Annotated in this window: 10 protein-coding genes, 6 tRNA genes and 3 pseudogenes; 18 read left to right on the top strand and 1 reads right to left on the bottom strand. The window is 39.8% G+C overall.

Going from position 1 to position 17714, the window contains the following annotated elements; all coding sequences use genetic code 11:
- Positions 1–75 precede the first annotated feature (75 nt).
- The 14 genes from COE25_RS28785 to COE25_RS28720 all read left to right on the top strand — a co-directional run bounded on the left by COE25_RS28785 (position 76) and on the right by COE25_RS28720 (position 13600).
- Positions 76–152 (top strand) — tRNA-Pro (locus tag COE25_RS28785).
- 21 nt (positions 153–173) lie between these two features.
- Positions 174–246: transfer RNA gene (locus COE25_RS28780), tRNA-Ala, on the top strand.
- Between the two features lie 21 nt (positions 247–267).
- Positions 268–344, top strand: a tRNA-Met gene (locus tag COE25_RS28775).
- 30 nt (positions 345–374) lie between these two features.
- Positions 375–467, top strand: a tRNA-Ser gene (locus COE25_RS28770).
- 21 nt (positions 468–488) lie between these two features.
- Positions 489–573, top strand: a tRNA-Tyr gene (locus COE25_RS28765).
- A gap of 5 nt (positions 574–578) precedes the next feature.
- Positions 579–649, top strand: a tRNA-Trp gene (locus COE25_RS28760).
- Positions 650–1064: 415 nt separating this feature from the next.
- Positions 1065–1706, top strand: a complete 642-nt coding sequence (gene ccpN / locus COE25_RS28755) for a transcriptional regulator CcpN (RefSeq protein WP_373408544.1) — start codon at positions 1065–1067, stop codon at positions 1704–1706.
- A 17-nt stretch (positions 1707–1723) separates the two neighbouring features.
- Complete coding sequence (locus tag COE25_RS28750; RefSeq protein ID WP_098935093.1) at positions 1724–2539, top strand: pyruvate, water dikinase regulatory protein; 816 nt, start codon at positions 1724–1726, stop codon at positions 2537–2539.
- Positions 2540–2541: 2 nt separating this feature from the next.
- Positions 2542–5211, top strand: a complete 2670-nt coding sequence (gene ppdK, locus COE25_RS28745; protein ID WP_098935091.1) for a pyruvate, phosphate dikinase — start codon at positions 2542–2544, stop codon at positions 5209–5211.
- A 114-nt stretch (positions 5212–5325) separates the two neighbouring features.
- Positions 5326–5517 carry a YbxH family protein gene (locus COE25_RS28740; protein WP_088088520.1) on the top strand — a complete coding sequence of 64 codons (192 nt, stop codon included), beginning with the start codon at positions 5326–5328 and terminating at the stop codon, positions 5515–5517.
- Between the two features lie 78 nt (positions 5518–5595).
- On the top strand, positions 5596–8169 hold the full coding sequence (locus COE25_RS28735; RefSeq protein WP_088088519.1) for a DEAD/DEAH box helicase: 2574 nt from the start codon (positions 5596–5598) through the stop codon (positions 8167–8169).
- Positions 8170–8288: 119 nt separating this feature from the next.
- Positions 8289–9632, top strand: a complete 1344-nt coding sequence (locus COE25_RS28730; protein ID WP_098935090.1) for a 3' terminal RNA ribose 2'-O-methyltransferase Hen1 — start codon at positions 8289–8291, stop codon at positions 9630–9632.
- The gene (locus COE25_RS28725; protein WP_218964350.1) at positions 9632–12226 is read left to right on the top strand and encodes a polynucleotide kinase-phosphatase; all 2595 of its coding nucleotides are present in this window, start codon (positions 9632–9634) and stop codon (positions 12224–12226) included. Before COE25_RS28730 ends, COE25_RS28725 begins: the two co-directional genes overlap by 1 nt.
- A gap of 99 nt (positions 12227–12325) precedes the next feature.
- Entirely contained in the window at positions 12326–13600 is a 1275-nt protein-coding gene (locus COE25_RS28720) for a LysM peptidoglycan-binding domain-containing protein (protein ID WP_098935088.1), read from the top strand.
- Positions 13601–13933: 333 nt separating this feature from the next.
- Here the strand turns inward: COE25_RS28720 and COE25_RS32470 are convergent, their stop codons facing one another.
- Positions 13934–14206 carry an IclR family transcriptional regulator domain-containing protein gene (locus COE25_RS32470; RefSeq protein WP_098935087.1) on the bottom strand — a complete coding sequence of 91 codons (273 nt, stop codon included), beginning with the start codon at positions 14204–14206 and terminating at the stop codon, positions 13934–13936.
- A gap of 14 nt (positions 14207–14220) precedes the next feature.
- On the opposite strand from COE25_RS32470, the pseudogene COE25_RS28710 reads away from it, so the two are divergent.
- From COE25_RS28710 to COE25_RS28695, 4 genes and pseudogenes are all read left to right on the top strand, one after another.
- A pseudogene (locus tag COE25_RS28710) lies at positions 14221–14418 on the top strand (hypothetical protein); the annotation flags it as partial.
- Positions 14418–15824: an aldehyde dehydrogenase family protein gene (locus tag COE25_RS28705; protein ID WP_098935085.1), complete on the top strand. Its 1407-nt coding sequence runs from the start codon at positions 14418–14420 to the stop codon at positions 15822–15824. The pseudogene COE25_RS28710 and the gene COE25_RS28705, both read left to right, overlap by 1 nt.
- A 79-nt stretch (positions 15825–15903) precedes the next feature.
- Positions 15904–16143, top strand: a pseudogene (locus tag COE25_RS32005) (SDR family oxidoreductase); the annotation flags it as partial.
- A 98-nt stretch (positions 16144–16241) separates the two neighbouring features.
- Positions 16242–17425 (top strand): annotated as a pseudogene (locus tag COE25_RS28695) (CaiB/BaiF CoA transferase family protein).
- The last annotated feature ends 289 nt before the right edge of the window (positions 17426–17714 follow it).

Genomic DNA, 17714 nt, shown 5'->3' with positions numbered 1-17714 from the left:
ATTCCGGTCCTCGGCACCATGTTTTATAGAAGGTAAATTAACTCATCAAATATAGCGCCCAGTGCGTCATATTATCGGGAAGTAGCTCAGCTTGGTAGAGCACTTGGTTTGGGACCAAGGGGTCGCAGGTTCGAATCCTGTCTTCCCGACCATTCTTTATTGCAAAATATTTTGGGGTCTTAGCTCAGCTGGGAGAGCGCCTGCTTTGCACGCAGGAGGTCAGGGGTTCGATCCCCCTAGACTCCACCTTAATAATATAATTTTTTTGGCGGTGTAGCTCAGCTGGCTAGAGCGCTCGGTTCATACCCGAAAGGTCGGGGGTTCGACTCCCTTCGCCGCTACCAAATTACTATTATATGATTTTCTTTTTCCATGGAGGAATACCCAAGTTTGGCTGAAGGGATCGGTCTTGAAAACCGACAGGCGGGTAACACCGCGCGGGGGTTCGAATCCCTCTTCCTCCTCCAGTTTTATTATTTTTTATATGTGGAGGGGTAGCGAAGTGGCTAAACGCGGCGGACTGTAAATCCGCTCCCTCCGGGTTCGGCGGTTCGAATCCGTCCCCCTCCACCATGTTTAGGGGCATAGTTTAAAGGTAGAACTAAGGTCTCCAAAACCTTCAGTGTGGGTTCAATTCCTACTGCCCCTGTCAAAAAGGCACAAAAAAATTCCAAGTATATACTTGGGATTTTTTTGTGCCTTTTTTTATATTTCCACATTTTTTTATTGTCTCTGCTAGTTTATGCTTGTTCCTTCAACCCATGGTGTGCTCAATGAACACACCATGAGGACAAATTTTGTATTGTGTATAGCATTTTTGTCTTCATGAACAGCTCAACACCTTATGAAGACAAGAATGGCTTTCTTTTTGGACCCCCTTTCTCGTCGATAACGGCGGGGTTTCTTATTTATTTTAAAAAAATAGTTTAATATTTTGTAAAAATATATAAAACTTATTGTTTCGGTTTATAACATAATGTAATATACTATATATAAATAAGTATAACACATATACAATGAATCTATTGAATATAACATATTTAATGTAGAATAAGGGGGTGGTAATTATTAAATTATCTAAACGTCAGGATGAAATCCTCCAGATTGTTAAACAAAACGGTCCCATTACAGGAAAAGACATTGCTGAGAAACTTTCATTAACTAGAGCTGCACTAAGACCCGATCTTGCCATATTAACGATGTCAGGTAACTTAGATGCAAGGCCACGAGTAGGTTATTTTTTTAATGAAAGCTTTGAAGCAAAGCAACAGGCTAAAAGGTTTATCCACCAAAAGGTAACGGATTATAAAGCCCATCCGATTGTCGTTGAGAAATCAACCTCCGTGTATGATGCGATAGTGCAGCTCTTTTTAGAGGACGTGGGCACACTTTATGCGGTTGATACAAAAGGACATCTAGCCGGGGTTGTTTCCCGTAAGGATTTGCTCAGAGCATCACTAGGAAATCAAAATCTAAATGAATTGCCTGTCAGTGTCATCATGACTAGAATGCCAAATATTATTACAATTAATCCTGAAGAGACTTTGCTCGAAGCAGCCAAAAAGATGATCCATAATCACATTGACTCCTTACCAGTTGTTAAGGAAATAGAGGAGCAAAAAAGTACATATTTGCTGGTAGGAAGAATTACCAAAACCACCATAACGCGGGCCTATTTAGAAATCATGGAAAACAAATCAAACTAAGGAGAGTGGCTGCCATTTTGGTACAGAAAGAAGTTGTGTATGTTGTATCTGACTCAGTAGGAGAAACTGCTGAGTTTGTAGTAAAAGCAGTGGCAACACAATTTAATGGCGGGCAGGTAGAAATTCGCCGTAATTCCTATGTGGATGACTTTGAAGATATTGAAGATATCATTTTACTAGCAAAAAAGGGACGTACGATTATTGCCTATACGATCGTTATTCCATCATTAAAAGAGTATTTAGATCGACGTGCAAAAGAAGAGAGCATTTTTGCTGTAGATTTACTAAGTCCGTTGATGAATGCGTTTGAAACAAGCTTCAATAAACAGCCGCATCATCGACCTGGATTGATGAGAAAATTGGACGAAGAATACTTCAGGAAAATTGAAGCAATTGAATTTGCTGTTAAGTATGATGATGGACGTGACCCGAGAGGAATCATAAAGGCGGATATTGTTCTAGTCGGAATCTCACGTACATCGAAGACCCCTTTGTCTATGTACTTAGCACATAAACGCTTTAAAGTGGCCAATGTTCCTTTGGTTCCAGAGGTGCCGCCGCCAGATGAATTATTTGAAATACCCCGTAAGAATTGTATTGGATTAATAATATCACCAGATAAATTAAACGAAATTCGCAAGGAACGTCTAAAGGCTTTAGGGTTAGCCTCACAGGCTAACTATGCAAGCTTTGGGCGAATTCTTGAGGAACTTGATCATGCTGAAAAAGTAATGAAGCGCTTAGGCTGTCCTGTTATTGATGTATCAAATAAAGCTGTTGAAGAAACAGCTGGCTTAATTTTAGACGTTTTAAAAAAAGAGAGGAGCTACTAATAATGGAAAAATTCGTTTATTTATTTCATGAAGGCAATGGCAATATGAAGGGGTTACTTGGGGGAAAAGGGGCAAACCTAGCGGAAATGACGCGTATTGGTCTTCCGGTTCCGTATGGTTTTACAATCACTACACAGGCTTGCAATGCATTCTATGAAGCTAGCAAAACCATTCCAACCTTTGTTGAAGTCCAGACTTTAGAGGCTCTTACCCGTCTTGAAGAAAAAATGGGCAAAAAGCTTGGCGACCCAAAAAATCCTTTGCTCGTTTCCGTACGTTCTGGTTCTGTTTTCTCCATGCCTGGCATGATGGATACCATCTTGAATCTTGGAATGAATGATGAAACCGTTATAGGAGTAGCAGAATTAACCAATAATCCACGGTTTGCTTATGATTCCTACCGTCGTTTCATACAAATGTTTAGTAATGTTGTACTAGATATCGATACCTACTATTTTGAACAATTATTAGAAGAAATACGCGAGGAAAAAGGCTATTCCTCTGACCCAGAAATGAGTGCTGATGACTGGAAAGAAGTGATTATTGGCTATAAAGGTATAGTCAAAAAGCATAAACGAAAGGATTTTCCGCAAGATCCAAAAGAGCAGCTATTCCTTGCGATTCATGCAGTCTTTAACTCTTGGAATAATCAGCGTGCGATAGTCTACCGTCGCCTTAACAAAATTGCTGACCATTTAGGAACAGCTGTAAATATTCAAAGTATGGTGTTTGGCAACATGGGGAATGATTCAGGCACAGGTGTAGCATTCACAAGAAATCCATCGACTGGTGAGCATGTCCTTTACGGTGAATACTTAATCAATGCCCAAGGGGAAGATGTGGTGGCAGGGATTCGTACTCCACAGCCAATCGCTACTTTAAAAGATGAAATGCCAGGAGTATATAAGCAATTCACTGATACTTGCAAGCGCTTGGAACAGCATTACGAAGAAATGCAAGATATCGAATTTACGGTTGAAGGTGGTAAGTTATTTATCCTGCAAACCCGTAATGGAAAAAGAACGGCGCAGGCAGCGATTCGAATCGCCGTGGAAATGGTTGAAGAAGGAATCATTGATAAAAAGACGGCCTTGCTACGCGTTGACCCGGAACAATTAGATCAACTGCTGCATCGCCGGATTGACGACAAATTTGAGAAGAGAGTTTTAGCAAAAGGCTTGCCAGCATCACCAGGTGCAGCTACAGGTCAAGTTGTTTTTGATGCCGATGAAGCAGAGCAATTAAATAATGATGGAAAAAAAGTAATTCTTGTTCGTCCTGAAACCACTCCAGATGATATCCATGGTATCGTTGCATCGCAAGCAATATTGACAAGCCGAGGCGGCATGACAAGCCACGCTGCAGTTGTCGCGCGTGGTATGGGGAAAGCGTGTATTTGCGGATGTGAAGCATTAAAGATAGATATGAAAGCTAAACAATTTACAATTGGTGATACAGTTATTAATTATGGAGATATCATAACGATTGATGGCTCTACGGGTGAAATTATGCTTGGGGAGATTCCTATGATTGACCCAGAACTATCGGATGAGTTCCAAATGTTGCTTGCATGGGCAGACCAAGAGCGTAAATTAGGGGTCCGTGCCAATGCAGATAACCCAGAAGATGCAAAAAAAGCATTTGAATTTGGTGCAGGCGGAATTGGCTTATGCCGTACTGAACATATGTTTATGGATTTAAAACGGATTCCAACCGTGCAAAAAATGATTCTAGCTGAAACTTATAATGAGAGAATGGAAGCTTTGAACCTGTTATTGCCCATGCAGCAAGGGGACTTTGAAGGAATCTTCGAAGCTATGCAAGGATTACCGGTCACTATCCGTTTACTAGATCCACCCTTACATGAATTCTTACCGGATAAAGAGGAACTGTTAGTGGAAGTAACGAAGCTTCAGATTTTAGATCCACAATCACCAGAATTGAAGAAAAAAGAGCAATTGCTGAAAAAGGTCCGCCAATTAGATGAGTTTAATCCTATGCTTGGCCACCGTGGCTGCCGCCTTGGGATGATTTACCCAGAAATTTATGAAATGCAAGCAAAAGCCATTTTCTATGCAGCCGCTAATCTCGCGGACAAAGGCATCGAAGTACAACCAGAAATCATGATTCCTTTGGTCGGTCATGTGAATGAATTAAAGGATATGCGTAAATTGGTGATCGATGCGGCATTACTCGTCCAGGAGGAAACTGGAAAAAGCTTCAAGTACACGATTGGAACCATGATTGAAATTCCTCGTGCTGCTTTAACTGCAGATAAAATTGCCGAGGAAGCTGATTTCTTTTCGTTTGGGACAAATGATTTAACACAAACAACATTTGGTTACAGCCGTGATGATGCGGAAGGCAAGTTCCTGCAAGCTTACATTGAAAATAAAGTGCTTCCGGATAATCCGTTTGCTGTCCTTGATCAAGAAGGCGTAGGTAAGCTTGTTGAAACAGGGGTGAAGCTTGGCCGTGGAACAAAACCGTCATTAAAAACAGGTATTTGCGGTGAGCATGGCGGCGAAAAGAGCTCGATTGATTTCTGCTACAAAACCGGCTTAGACTATGTCAGTTGTTCACCATACCGTGTACCACTAGCACGTTTAGCAGCAGCTCAAGCAACCATTCGTCATGAACAAAATAAACAAGAAGTATTTACAACAGCATAAAGGAAAAAAGAGGGATGTGTGCAGTATGCACCATCCCTCTTTATAATGATGTAATTGGATAGACGCCTATATTATGCAAATACTATAAAAAAATTATTTTAAAGGAGACTTACAATGGGGGCTATTGAACGCAGCGGTTATCGATTTGTACCAGAATTTAGTGTTATTCAACAAAATGGGGCCATACATGTGTATAATCAAGAGAACTTTATTGAAGAGATTAAATTCCAGTTTTCTGGGAAGTTTCCTGAACTGGATCAAATCGAAGACCTGGTTGATCAATATTGCAACCAGCATCAACTTTAAAACCGAATGCTTGTTCGGTTTTTTGTTTTGTGATAGAATGGATATTATAAACCATTTTATAGAAATGGAGGGAAATCCATGAATAAATTAACCACTATATACCCCCAAGCGATAGAACATACAAAATTGAAAGTGTATGAAGATATGAACCATTATTTCGAAACGAAGGAAACACGACCAACCTTTGAACAATACCTCACTGACAGAAGTCATTATGTTGAGCAAATTTGGACCAATGTTTGGCTGAATAAGTCCACCAATGATGTTCCAAGGAATGAAAAAAAGCAATATTTAACTGATAAAGGCTTCGAGGTACAGGGAATCGACAAAAAACTAATCAATAAGTTATTTAGGGATGAAATGAGAACCTATCATGTCTTTGATACGAGGGGGTGGGTTCATGAAACATTTTTAGGTAAAGAAGAAGAGTGGGAGAAACAGTATCAAGAGGCGAAGGTTAATTTTATAAAACGAGAAGAACAAAAACAGCTCGAAGAACAGAAGCAATTGATTAGAAGTGAGATTGAAGATGTCGCTGTTGGAATCTTGGAAGAACAATATGAGCTGCTTTATTTATATGTTCGTTACTTCGTTGCCATACAACTAGTGGCTGACCTACAAAATAATGTAAAGTTTCAATCGGTTGATACCTTTGCATTAGAAGAAAAATTAGTGGATGAAGGTCATTTTAACCCCTCAGCCTATACAACTGTTGCTACCTTTTTTGAAGAATTGACAGGGGATATCCATAAAACTTTGAATTGGGGCAGGAGTTTTTATGAATATCAAACCTATTTTTTCGTTTATGAAAGCTTAATTGCAGACTATTTGTCTGAGCTTATTCCGGAAAAAATATTAGAGCAGCTTTCTGAAAAACTTAAGGATGATTTTCATGAAACCTTTCTTGAGAAACTGTCGCCGTCCTTCGTAAAGGGCAGCATTGCTCAGATTCTTTATGATGTCGAGGGTTATTTTATTGAGGATATCCAAGCTGAATACCTGTCGGACTTAATACGTTTGGCAGAAATTCCTTTTGATGCAATGGTTCATAAAGAAATTTTTGAAAAAGACTTCCAAGCGCGCGAGCAAAAACAAAAAGAAGCGCAAGAAGAACTCGAGCGGAAAAAAGCAGAAGAAGAGCGGGTGATGAAGGAAATCTTTGCAACGGAATACGACCCTTCGTTACAACGTCAGGTCCGTTATGTCTTGCACATCGGCGAAACCAATACAGGGAAAACCCATCATGCACTAGAAAGAATGAAAGATGCTTATAGCGGGTTATATTTAGCGCCGCTTCGATTATTAGCACTTGAGGTATTTGATAAATTAAACGCTGAGGGGACGCCGTGTTCATTAAAAACTGGAGAAGAGGAAAAAATCACCCCAGGTGCAAATCATATTTCCTGCACCGTGGAAATGTTTCACGAAAAAGAGTTTTATGAAATAATCGTAATTGATGAAGCACAAATGATTACCGATAAAGATCGTGGTTTTTCCTGGTATAAGGCAATCACGAAAGCTAATGCAGAGGAAGTACATATCATAGGAAGCAGGAATTCAAAAACCATGCTGCTCCAGCTTTTAGGTAATTCCAATATCGAAGTTCATGAATACAGCCGTGATACTCCTCTTGAGGTTGAAACGAAGGAGTTTCATATTAAACACATTAAAAAAGGCGATGCGCTGATTTGTTTTTCACGAAGGCGTGTTCTTGAAACCGCCTCACGCCTGCAAAATGACGGACATACTGTCAGCATGATCTACGGCAGCATGCCGCCAGAAACAAGAAAAAAGCAAATTCAGCAATTCAACTCTGGAAAAACAAAAGTCATCGTTGCTACAGATGCGATTGGAATGGGCTTAAATCTGCCTATTCGACGGATTGTTTTTTTAGAAAATGATAAGTTTGATGGGACTAGACGAAGACTGCTGACATCACAAGAAGTGAAGCAAATTGCTGGACGTGCAGGTCGAAAAGGTATTTACAATATTGGCAAAGTGGCCTTTACTAGTGATATCAGAAAAATGAGAAACTTGCTATTGCAGGAGGATGAGCCTGTTCATACATTTGCAATTGCACCAACCAATTCAGTTTTTGAACGCTTTCAACGGTATTATCACGACTTAGGTACATTTTTTGAATTATGGGGGAAATTTGAAAGTCCAAACGGAACGAAAAAAGCTTCCCTTGCAGAGGAAAAGTCGTTATATCAAATGGTAGCAGGTACTGAAATTGAAGCACGATTATCCTTAATGGACCTTTATGGATTTTTACATCTGCCTTTTTCAAAAAATGAGCCAGTATTAACGAAGCAATGGGAAGAAAAAATGTATGCCATTATCCATGGGAGAGAACTCCCAGAACCGATTGTAAAGGAACGAAGCTTGGAGGAATTAGAACTCAGTTACAAAGCAATTGGGCTCCATCTTTTATTTTTATATCGATTAGGGGAGCGAACGACAGCAATCTATTGGGAGCGGCTAAGAGAAGAGGTCAGCGATAAAGTGCAGGACCGCTTAAAAACGGATATAAATAAATTTGTTAAAAAATGCAAAACCTGCGGAAAGAAGCTGCCATGGGATCATTCGTTTCCGACTTGTGAGGCTTGTTATGCAGCGAAGACTAGAAGATATCGATATGATGAATATTAAGAATAACCCGGTGTTCTAACCATAAGAAACAGGGTTATTCTTCAATTAAAACCAAATTAATGTAAATATGTTAAAATAAAACTCTGATAATTCGTCCCATGAAAGTGAAGTGAAAAAGAATGCAACTATCATTAACAGTAAGAGGCCCTGGTGTTGAATCGGTTTCTTACCTTATAGCTAAAAATCCGAATAACCTATATGAGCGTGGAGAGAAAGGGTTGACTGTCCGTCTGGTCTACCCGACTTTTTCAAGCGAGGAAGTACAGTTTTTAATCTATGTTAAAACGGATCCAATTGACCTTGTGAAAAACTCACCGGATTCTTTTGATATTACCCATTACATAAATGACCGCGAGTTTGCGGCAAGCAGTATTTTTGTTTCCTCGATTCGTAAAGCGTTGGGGACTGCACTGAATGGGAAACCAGCAGAGGAATATTCTTCATGGGTCCAGCATTCCTTTGAAATGGAATTAACCTTTGGGCCGATTGTTACTGATTTGAGCAATAGGGAACTTGAAGCGTTATTTGCTCCAATGGGTTACACCATCAAGATGGAATACGGGGAAAGTTTTATTCGCGGAAAAAGCTCTGCCCGATTTATTACCTTGTTAGGGAAACAAACGCTCCAGAATGCACTTAAACATATTTCGATTTTAATCCCCGTTATTGATAACTATAAGCATTATTTTATTGACGAAAGAGAATTGGAAAAGTTGGACCGCTACGGGGAAGGATGGTTAGAGGAACATCCACAAAAGGCGCTGATTTTAAAACGTTCGTTACGGTTCCAAAAGATGATTTCACAGTCAAGATTCTATGAAAAAGAGACAAAAACCGAGGAGAAGTATGAACCTCCGAAAATCCGTTTAAATGACATTCGTTACGAAGTGATTATTAAATATATTGAGGCCCTGCCACAAAAAGCCACCATTGTTGACTTTGGTGCTGGTGAAGGGAAGTTATCTGTTCAGCTGGGATTTATTAAAGGGGTGCAAGAGATACTTTCTGTTGAACCATCGAATAAAGCTCGGTTAAAGGCATTGGAACGATTCGACTATGCAAAGGAGAAACGTGGATTTGTAGAACCCAAGTCCTTAGCAGGATCGTTATTTTACTATGATGAACGGTTGAGTAACAAGGATGTCATGGTTTTATGTGAAGTGATTGAACATATTGATGAATACAGGATAGCAAGGGTATTCGAGACGATTTTTAAAGACTATCGACCAGAAGTGTTGATCGTGACCACGCCAAACCAAGAATACAATGTTGTCTATGATATGAATGAGGAAATGAGACACCATGATCATCGCTTTGAATGGACAAGGGCTCAGCTTCGCCAAAAAGTGGAAGCTTTGACAAAAATCTATCCATACCAAGTAAGTTATCAAGGCATTGGTGAAGAAAACCAACAATACGGGCATCCTACTCAAATGGTCATTTTCAGAAGGGAGGAGGGATGATGGCGAAAATTAATTTGCCTCATGCGGGTATCGTCCTACTTGTAGGCCCGTCCAATTCGGGTAAAACGACTTTAATAAATCAATTAATTCAAGAACAACAGATTTATGCATCGGAAGTAGTAAGTTCCGATCAGTTTCGTGTTTTAGTTAGCGATATTGAATTTATTGATTGGAATCGGCGACCTAAATATGAAGCAGATGCTCTTTTTAATGAATACCAACAAATTTCAAAAGAAGCTTTTGAAGCGATGGATTATATCATTGCCAAACGTTGCCGTCTCAATAAATTAACCTTTATCGATGCTACTCATTTACGTGATTATGAGCGTGAAAAATACCTGCAAATGGCAAAGAGATATCATGTTCCGGCCATTGCAATCGTGCTGAATTTGGCAGAAACTGAATTACTCAGACGTGACTTAGTGAGGGATTTTCCAAGAGGTAAAAACCGTATCAAGCAGCAATACCAACATTTCAAGAAAACGCTTCGCTCCATTAAAAAGGAGGGCTTTCGGCGCTTCTACATATTCGGTGAAGAAGAATTGCAGGTCTTAAATGTGAACCGTCTTGGTAATCCATTACTAATTGATGTTGGCAATGGCATTGATTTTATTGGGGACATTCACGGTTGCTTTGAAGAGTTTAGAGAAATTTTGTCAAAGCTTGGTTATATCGAGAATGAAGAGGGTTATTTTATCCATCCAGAAGGGCGGAAAATCCTTTCCCTTGGGGATGTGATGAGTAGGGGACATCGTTCGATCGAGACGCTGCAATTTTTTCAAAAGCATGTGGCAGCAGGACTTGCCTATATGATTGACAGTAATCATGGTTGGAAAATCGCCCGCTGGCTTGATGGTAAGGATGTAAAGCTTGCTCATGGTGATGAAAATGTAAAGACTGAATTTGATGAGTATGAAAGTAAATTTGGTAAAGATTTGGCCGATCGTTTAAAGGAACAAATAAGAGACATGTTGTTAGAAGCAAAATCACATTACATTATCCAGAATAATGGAGTCAACGTCGCTGTTGCAGTCCATGCAGGAATCAAGGACCATTATATCGGCAAACAATCGCCGCGCATTTCCGATTTCTGTCGGTACGGAGACTCGGATGGCCTCGACGAAAACGGCAAACCCGTCCGAAAAGATTGGTCAATTGCTCATCAGTCCAGCGAACTTATTCTTTGGGGGCATGATCCTAGAACGCATCCATTATTGGTTAATAACACCCTCAATATTGACCAAGGAGTTGTTTTTGGTGGCAACCTAACGGCATATTGTTTTCCGGAAAGGAAGTTTGTTTCTGTCAAAGCGAAAGCAGATTATGCAAATGTGTCGGACAATCCATTAAAGGTATTGGAAAGTAAAAGGCTTGCACCGCCCAATATCGCAAAATTTTTAGAAGGATATTCGGTATTAACGGAACTGTATGGGGAGATTGCAATTTATGCGGATAGTACGAAATCAGCACTGGATGACCTTTCCCATTACACACTGCCGCTTGAGGAGATTGTTTATCTTCCGCCGACCATGAGCCCGACACCGAAACCATCGAGTTTAGCAGGATACTTAGAGCATCCGATCGAAGCATTTGAATACTATCAGGCGAATGGTGTTGATACGATGGTTGTCGAGAAAAAGCATATGGGCAGCCGTGGTATTTTATTGCTTTTTAAAAATAAAGAAATTGCTAAAGATTATATAGGCACGGAAACATTAGGTTCGATATACACGCGGACTGGCCGGGCCTTTTTCAAAAAAGAACTGGAAGAACAAATATTACAAGAATTAAATATTGACTTGAGTGGTTATTTTGAAAAATACAACACTGATTTTGTCCTGATGGACGCTGAGATCCTTCCGTGGAATCTAAAAGCAAAAGAATTAATTATGAATCAATATGCTCATGTTGGTGAGATGGCATTGCTTGATCGCAGTAAATTACAGGAGCAGTTGAAAAAAGCTTTGGATAACGGTAAGGATGTTTCAAGTTGGCTCGAGGAAACGAGTGAAAAGATACGCAATGCCCAAGTGTTTAACGAAGTGTATCAAAAGTATTGCTGGGAAACGGAAGGTTTAGCGGGAATTGAAATTGCTCCTTTTCACACACTTGCCCACAGTAATGAAACCTTTTTCGATAAACCTCACACGTGGCATATGGAGAAAAATAAAGAATTTAGCGTCCTTTCGGATTTGTTCATGGAAACGGAGTATCGAATTGTTAACGATGAAGACTCCATGAAATCGGCCATCGAATGGTGGGAAGAAATGACGGAGGATGGACATGAAGGCTTTGTTGTCAAACCGGAGTCTTATGTGGCACGACATAAAGGTAAGCTTCTCCAGCCGGCCATTAAAGTAAGAGGTAGAAAATATTTGCATATCATCTACGGTATCGATTATTTACAACCAGAAAATCTTTCCCGTCTTAAGCAGCGAAATGCAGGTAAGAAACAACGCAATGCCTTAAAGGAATTTGCCTTAGGTGTGGAAGCGGTGAATCGTTTTGTTAGAAAAGAGTCACTGGAGCGCTACCATGAATGTGTGTTAGCTGTCCTGGCGCTGGAATCGGATCCGATTGACCCGCGACTATAGGTATAGGAAGACGAACTTGTCAGTCGGCAAGTTTGTTTTTCTATGTGTAATAACTTATCAGCTTTCGCCCATATGATAGTAATGAAGGAGTGTGAGAAAATGGCTGTTCATGTTGTTATCGCAGGTGAAAATTTGTGGGCGATATCCACGAGGTATGGGGTTTCAATTCAAACGATTGTAGAGCTAAATGGGTTACCTTCAGCAAGTTCCATCGTCCCGGGTCTTGCACTTTATCTACCGGATATCTTGCCTCCACTCCGCTACTATCAAATTAAAGCAGGCGATCACATCTGGCAGCTGGCTAAACAATTTAGGGTCGATCCTTCCATTATTCTCGCTGCAAATCCAGGGATTAATCCCAACATGCTCGTAATCGGCCAAATCATAAATGTTCCCACTCCAATAAGACTATCTCTCGAAACACTAGGGTTTTTAGTACCATCATCTGAAAGTGCAAACCTTGCCACAATTAATAGTTTAGCTAACCAATTAACCTATTTAGCGATTGTCGCTTATTCGTTTACAGAGGAAGGCTATGCGTTTAATGTGAGCGAGGATGCAGCCCTGATTGCAAGAAGTAATCAATTGAAGATCATCCCATTATTGATGGTCCGAAATCTTGCCGGAAATGATTTCAGCGCGGAGTTGGCAGGGCGTGTCCTGGAAAATCCAACCTATAGGGGAAATTTGGTAGCTAGCTTGGTCAACTTAACCAGGCAAAGAGGGTTCGGTGGCGTCAGTATCGATTTTGAATTTATTCCACCGGCTAGACGAAATGATTTCAATTTATTTTTAACAGAATTAAAGCGCAGCTTAGACGGGCTTATTTTACAAGTAAATGTTCACGCCAAAACAGCTGATATTCCAACGAATCGAATCATTGGTGCTTATGATTATGCGTCGATTGGCAAAGTGGCTGATATCGTGGCGGTGATGACCATGGATTATGGCTACCCGGGGGGTCCACCCGATCCGATTGCCCCGATTCCGTGGCTGGAGCAAGTGATTCAATACTCGGTGACACAAATTAATTCACGTAAACTGCAAATCGCCGTGGCGTTATATGGGTATGACAAGGTTGTTGGTACGAATGCAACCCAAGCCTTTTCGGTACTTGCTGCTCAAAATAAAGCGATATCACTGCCTGAGAACATCGAGTTTGATATCACGGATATGGCACCTTGGTTTCGCTACTGGCAGGGTAATGTGGAGCATGTGGTATGGTTTGAAGATATTAGGAGTTTTATAGAAAAGTATAGGTTAATTGATATGTATCAATTAGCTGGGACGACTTTTTGGCAAATAAGTTTGCCGGCACCGCAAAATTGGGTATATCTTAGTAAAAATATCAACGTGGTGAAGAGAATCGTATAAAATTACACGGTGGTTGCCAGGGGGTTTTTGCTTTTGTGCCATTTTAGGGAGGTTTTGTGCAATTTCGGGATTAGTGCAACTCAGAACAAAAAACACAAAAGGAAAGAATGACTACTTGTTCATAGTGTCCTTTCCTAAATAAGCAAAACTATTGAAAGTGAGAAAATCGACATGAGTAGAGAATATGTCTTGGAAATTGTGTTATCATCAAGGAATTTCCTAGTGTTAAAGTGTTAGACAATATGTAGATAAAGGTGAGGAAAGGAACTGTACATACGTTAATTTCGAACTACAGATACTGGTGATCCAGATTGTGTACAGTGTATTAAGGTTTTAAATTTTTTTATATAAGGGTTCCCTTCCTCCAATTACTTCCATAATCCTTCTTGATGCTTCTTTGAGTTTATCTCCACAGAAAGAAATATGATCTTCACTAATCTTTGAAGCAAAGCCGATATAGGCAATAACCATTGTAATATTGCCATATGGGTTAAAAATAGGTGCTGCAACACCGAAAACATCTGGTGTATGCTCTTCATAGCTTACTGCATATCCCTTTCGTTTAACCTCGTTTAAACTTTCCTGAAATGTTTCAAAATCTGTAATTAAATGATTTTAATCAATCATTGAATATACCAAAAGATTTTAGTTATTTAGGAATTGAATTTACAAAGGAAATGGTCGATCGTTTAGCGCATGATGCAATGGAAGATAAAGGGACAATTCCAAATAATCCGCGTAAAGTTTTCAAAGAAGATGTTATTAAAATCTATAATAAGGTTTTACCATTATATCCAGAAGGGGAATCAGCAGAATAATGTATATTAATGGAAAATGGATAGAAACTGAGCAAGTATTAGAAGTCAAAAATCCTGCAAATGGTAAAGTGGTTGATAAAGTATTTTTAGTTGGAAAAGAAGAAACGAAAAGCGCTATAGAAGCGGCCAAAAATGCCTTATCATCTTGGTCTGGATTGACCGGAGAACAGCGGGGTAAATATTTACAAAAAGTAGTAAATCTATTAGAAGAAAAAAAAGAGCACCTTGTCCAAACCATTACGAAAGAAATGGGGAAGACGATTCATAATGCCCGCTATGAAGTAGGGAATACAATAGCTTTCTTTCAATGGTATGCGGAAGAAGCACGCCGTGTTTATGGTGATTTGGTTCCTGCATCTGCACCAAATAAAAGAATTTCTGTTATAAAGCAGCCAATTGGAGTTGTTGGGGCAATTACGCCATGGAATTTTCCGTTATCAATGGGTGCAAGAAAATTAGGGCCTGCATTAGCTGTTGGTTGTACGGTTGTATTACGGCCTTCCCGAGAGACGCCATTGTCATCACTGGAGCTTTTTAAAGTTTTTGATGAGGCAGAAATTCCTGCAGGTGTTGTGAATCTTGTCATTGGGAATTCTTCTGACATTGTTGGAGAACTGATGGCAAGTAATGATGTTCGTAAAATTTCATTTACAGGCTCCACTGAAGTTGGCCAGAAATTAATTCGTCAATCTGCTGATACAGTAAAACGTGTATCAATGGACCTTGGTGGACATGCTCCATTTATTGTATTTGAAGATGCAGATATCGAACTTGCCATTGAAGGTGCTATTAGTAGTAAGTTTTCATCAACTGGTCAACAATGCGTTTGTGCGAATCGAATTTACGTACATGATTCCATTTATGACACATTTGCACGGCGTTTTGCAGATAAAGTTTCATCTATGAGAATTGGTGATGGATTAAACGAAAATACCCAATTAGGTCCAATGGTGAATCAGGAGGCTGTGGATAAAGCACATGACCATGTAATGGACGCTGTTGGTAAAGGTGCAGCCATTCTTTGCGGCGGTAAAGCATTAACTGAAAATGAATATAATGATGGCTATTTTTATATTGTCGATCGTAAAAAGGACATGATTATAGTAGGAGGATATAACGTTTACCCGAGGGAAGTCGAAGAAGTCTTCTATCACCATCCCGACATAGTGGAGGCAGCGGTCTTTGGGGTACCGGATCCAGATCGCGGTGAGGCAGTGGTAGCTTATGTTGCCGCCAATGACCCTTTAATAACAGTGGAACAACTGCATGCCTACTGTAAGGAACATCTGGCAAAATATAAACTTCCTTCGGTCATTGAAATCATCGAGGAACTTCCGAAAAGTGGAACTGGGAAAATTTTAAGAAGGGCTTTAAAAGAACAGCTGGTTGAAAAAGTTGCATTATAGAAAAATGGCGGTTTAAAATAAAAAACTCCGAATTCGTTGGAAAAGAAGAAACACAACGCGCTATTGAAGCGCCAAAAATGCCTTTCCGGCATGGTCTGGGCTAACTGGGGAACAGTGTGTTGCTTACCTACATAAAATAGTTGATATTTTAGTAGATAAAAAAGAGCACCTTGCCCAAACTATTACGAAAGAAATGGGGAAGACGGCAATAACTAAAGATATTCCGATTGGTCGTTATGGTGAAACAAGTGATATCGCTAAATTGGTATTATTCTTAGCATCTGATGAGAGCACTTTTATTACTGGAAGTCAGTATTGAGTGGATGGTGGACTAGGAGCGAAATAATCCCAGAACAAAGAAAAATTTTCCCATAGGAACATATACAAAAAAATAGACTGGGTAAGGAGTAGACATCGATGCATGCATTAGAAGGAATTAAAATACTCGATTTATCAAGAACATTAGCAGGCCCGTTTTCTACCATGTTGCTTGGAGATATGGGAGCCGATGTGATAAAGGTTGAGCAGCCTGGACAAGGAGATGAGTCAAGGCGCTTCACTCCTCCTACATGGAATGATGAAAGTTGCTATTATCTTAGTTCAAACCGAAATAAACGAAGCATAACGGTCGATCTAAAAAGTGAAGAGGGAAAAGAAATTATTTATAAATTAGCGAAAGACGCTGATGTTTTAGTAGAAAATTTTCGAACAGGAACACTAGATAAGCTGGGTTATGGTTATGAGACAATAAAAAATTAAATCCCGGTTTGGTCTATTGTTCTATATCAGGATTTGGCAGAACAGGTCCCGAAAGGAATAGAGCCGGCTACGACCTTCTTTTACAAGGGTTTGGAGGATTAATGAGTATCACAGGTAATGCCAATTCAGGGCCGGCAAAAGCAGGAATGTCCATTGTAGATTTAACAACGGGGATGTTTGCAGCTTATGGAATTTTAAGTGCATTATTCTCTGCACAAAGAACAGGAAAAGGACAATTTGTTGATGTAAGTTTGCTCGATGGACAAGTTGTATTGTTGAATCATCTGGCAACTGGATATCATGCAACGGGTAAGCCTGCTGGAAGAATGGGATCAGCTCATCCTTCGATTGTTCCATACCAATCGTTTAGGGCAAAAGACATGGATATCATTTTGGCTGTAGCTAATGATCGATTATGGACAAAGTGTTGTCAGGCTTTAGATTGGATTGATTTAATTGAAGATCCTCGTTTTGAAACGAATGCAAAGCGAGTAGCCCATCGTCAAGAACTTATAAATATTATGTCTGAGAGACTGATTACGATGGAAAGCAAAGATATTTTTGAAAGGATGGATAATGCTGGGGTCCCATGTGGCCCAATACACACGATTGATCAAGTTCTCAATCACCCTCAGGTTCAATCAAGGGAAATGATGATTGACATTGAACATCCTAATGTGAAGAATTTGAAAGTGCCGGGATTTCCAGTTAAATTATCAGAAACTCCGTCTAACCTTCGACGCTACCCACCTTTGCTTGGAGAACACACAGACGAAGTTTTAGAGGAACTTGGTTACTCCAGAACACAAATTGAAAACCTAAAAAGTGGGATGGTAATATAATTTAGAATTTAAGCTGTGAAAAATACTTTTCCATGGGCATCAGTCATAGACTTGATGCCTTTTGATATTTATCAAATAGTTGGGACGATTTTTTGGCAAATTATCTGCCGGCACCCCAGAATTGGGCATATCTTAGTAAAAGTATCAACGTGGTGAAGATGAATGTGTAAAATTACACTTTGTTCTTGACAGTGTTGCGGGTGAATTTTGTTTTTGTGCCATTTTGAAGGGGTTTTGTGTCATTTTGGGATAGTTTTGTGTCATTTTCACTAGTTTTTGTGCCATTTTC

The organism is Bacillus sp. AFS031507, from assembly GCF_002584635.1.
GTDB lineage: Bacteria > Bacillota > Bacilli > Bacillales > Cytobacillaceae > Neobacillus.
Note: the sequence above shows the minus strand (reverse complement) of the source record. Positions and strands in the feature narration are given on the sequence as shown.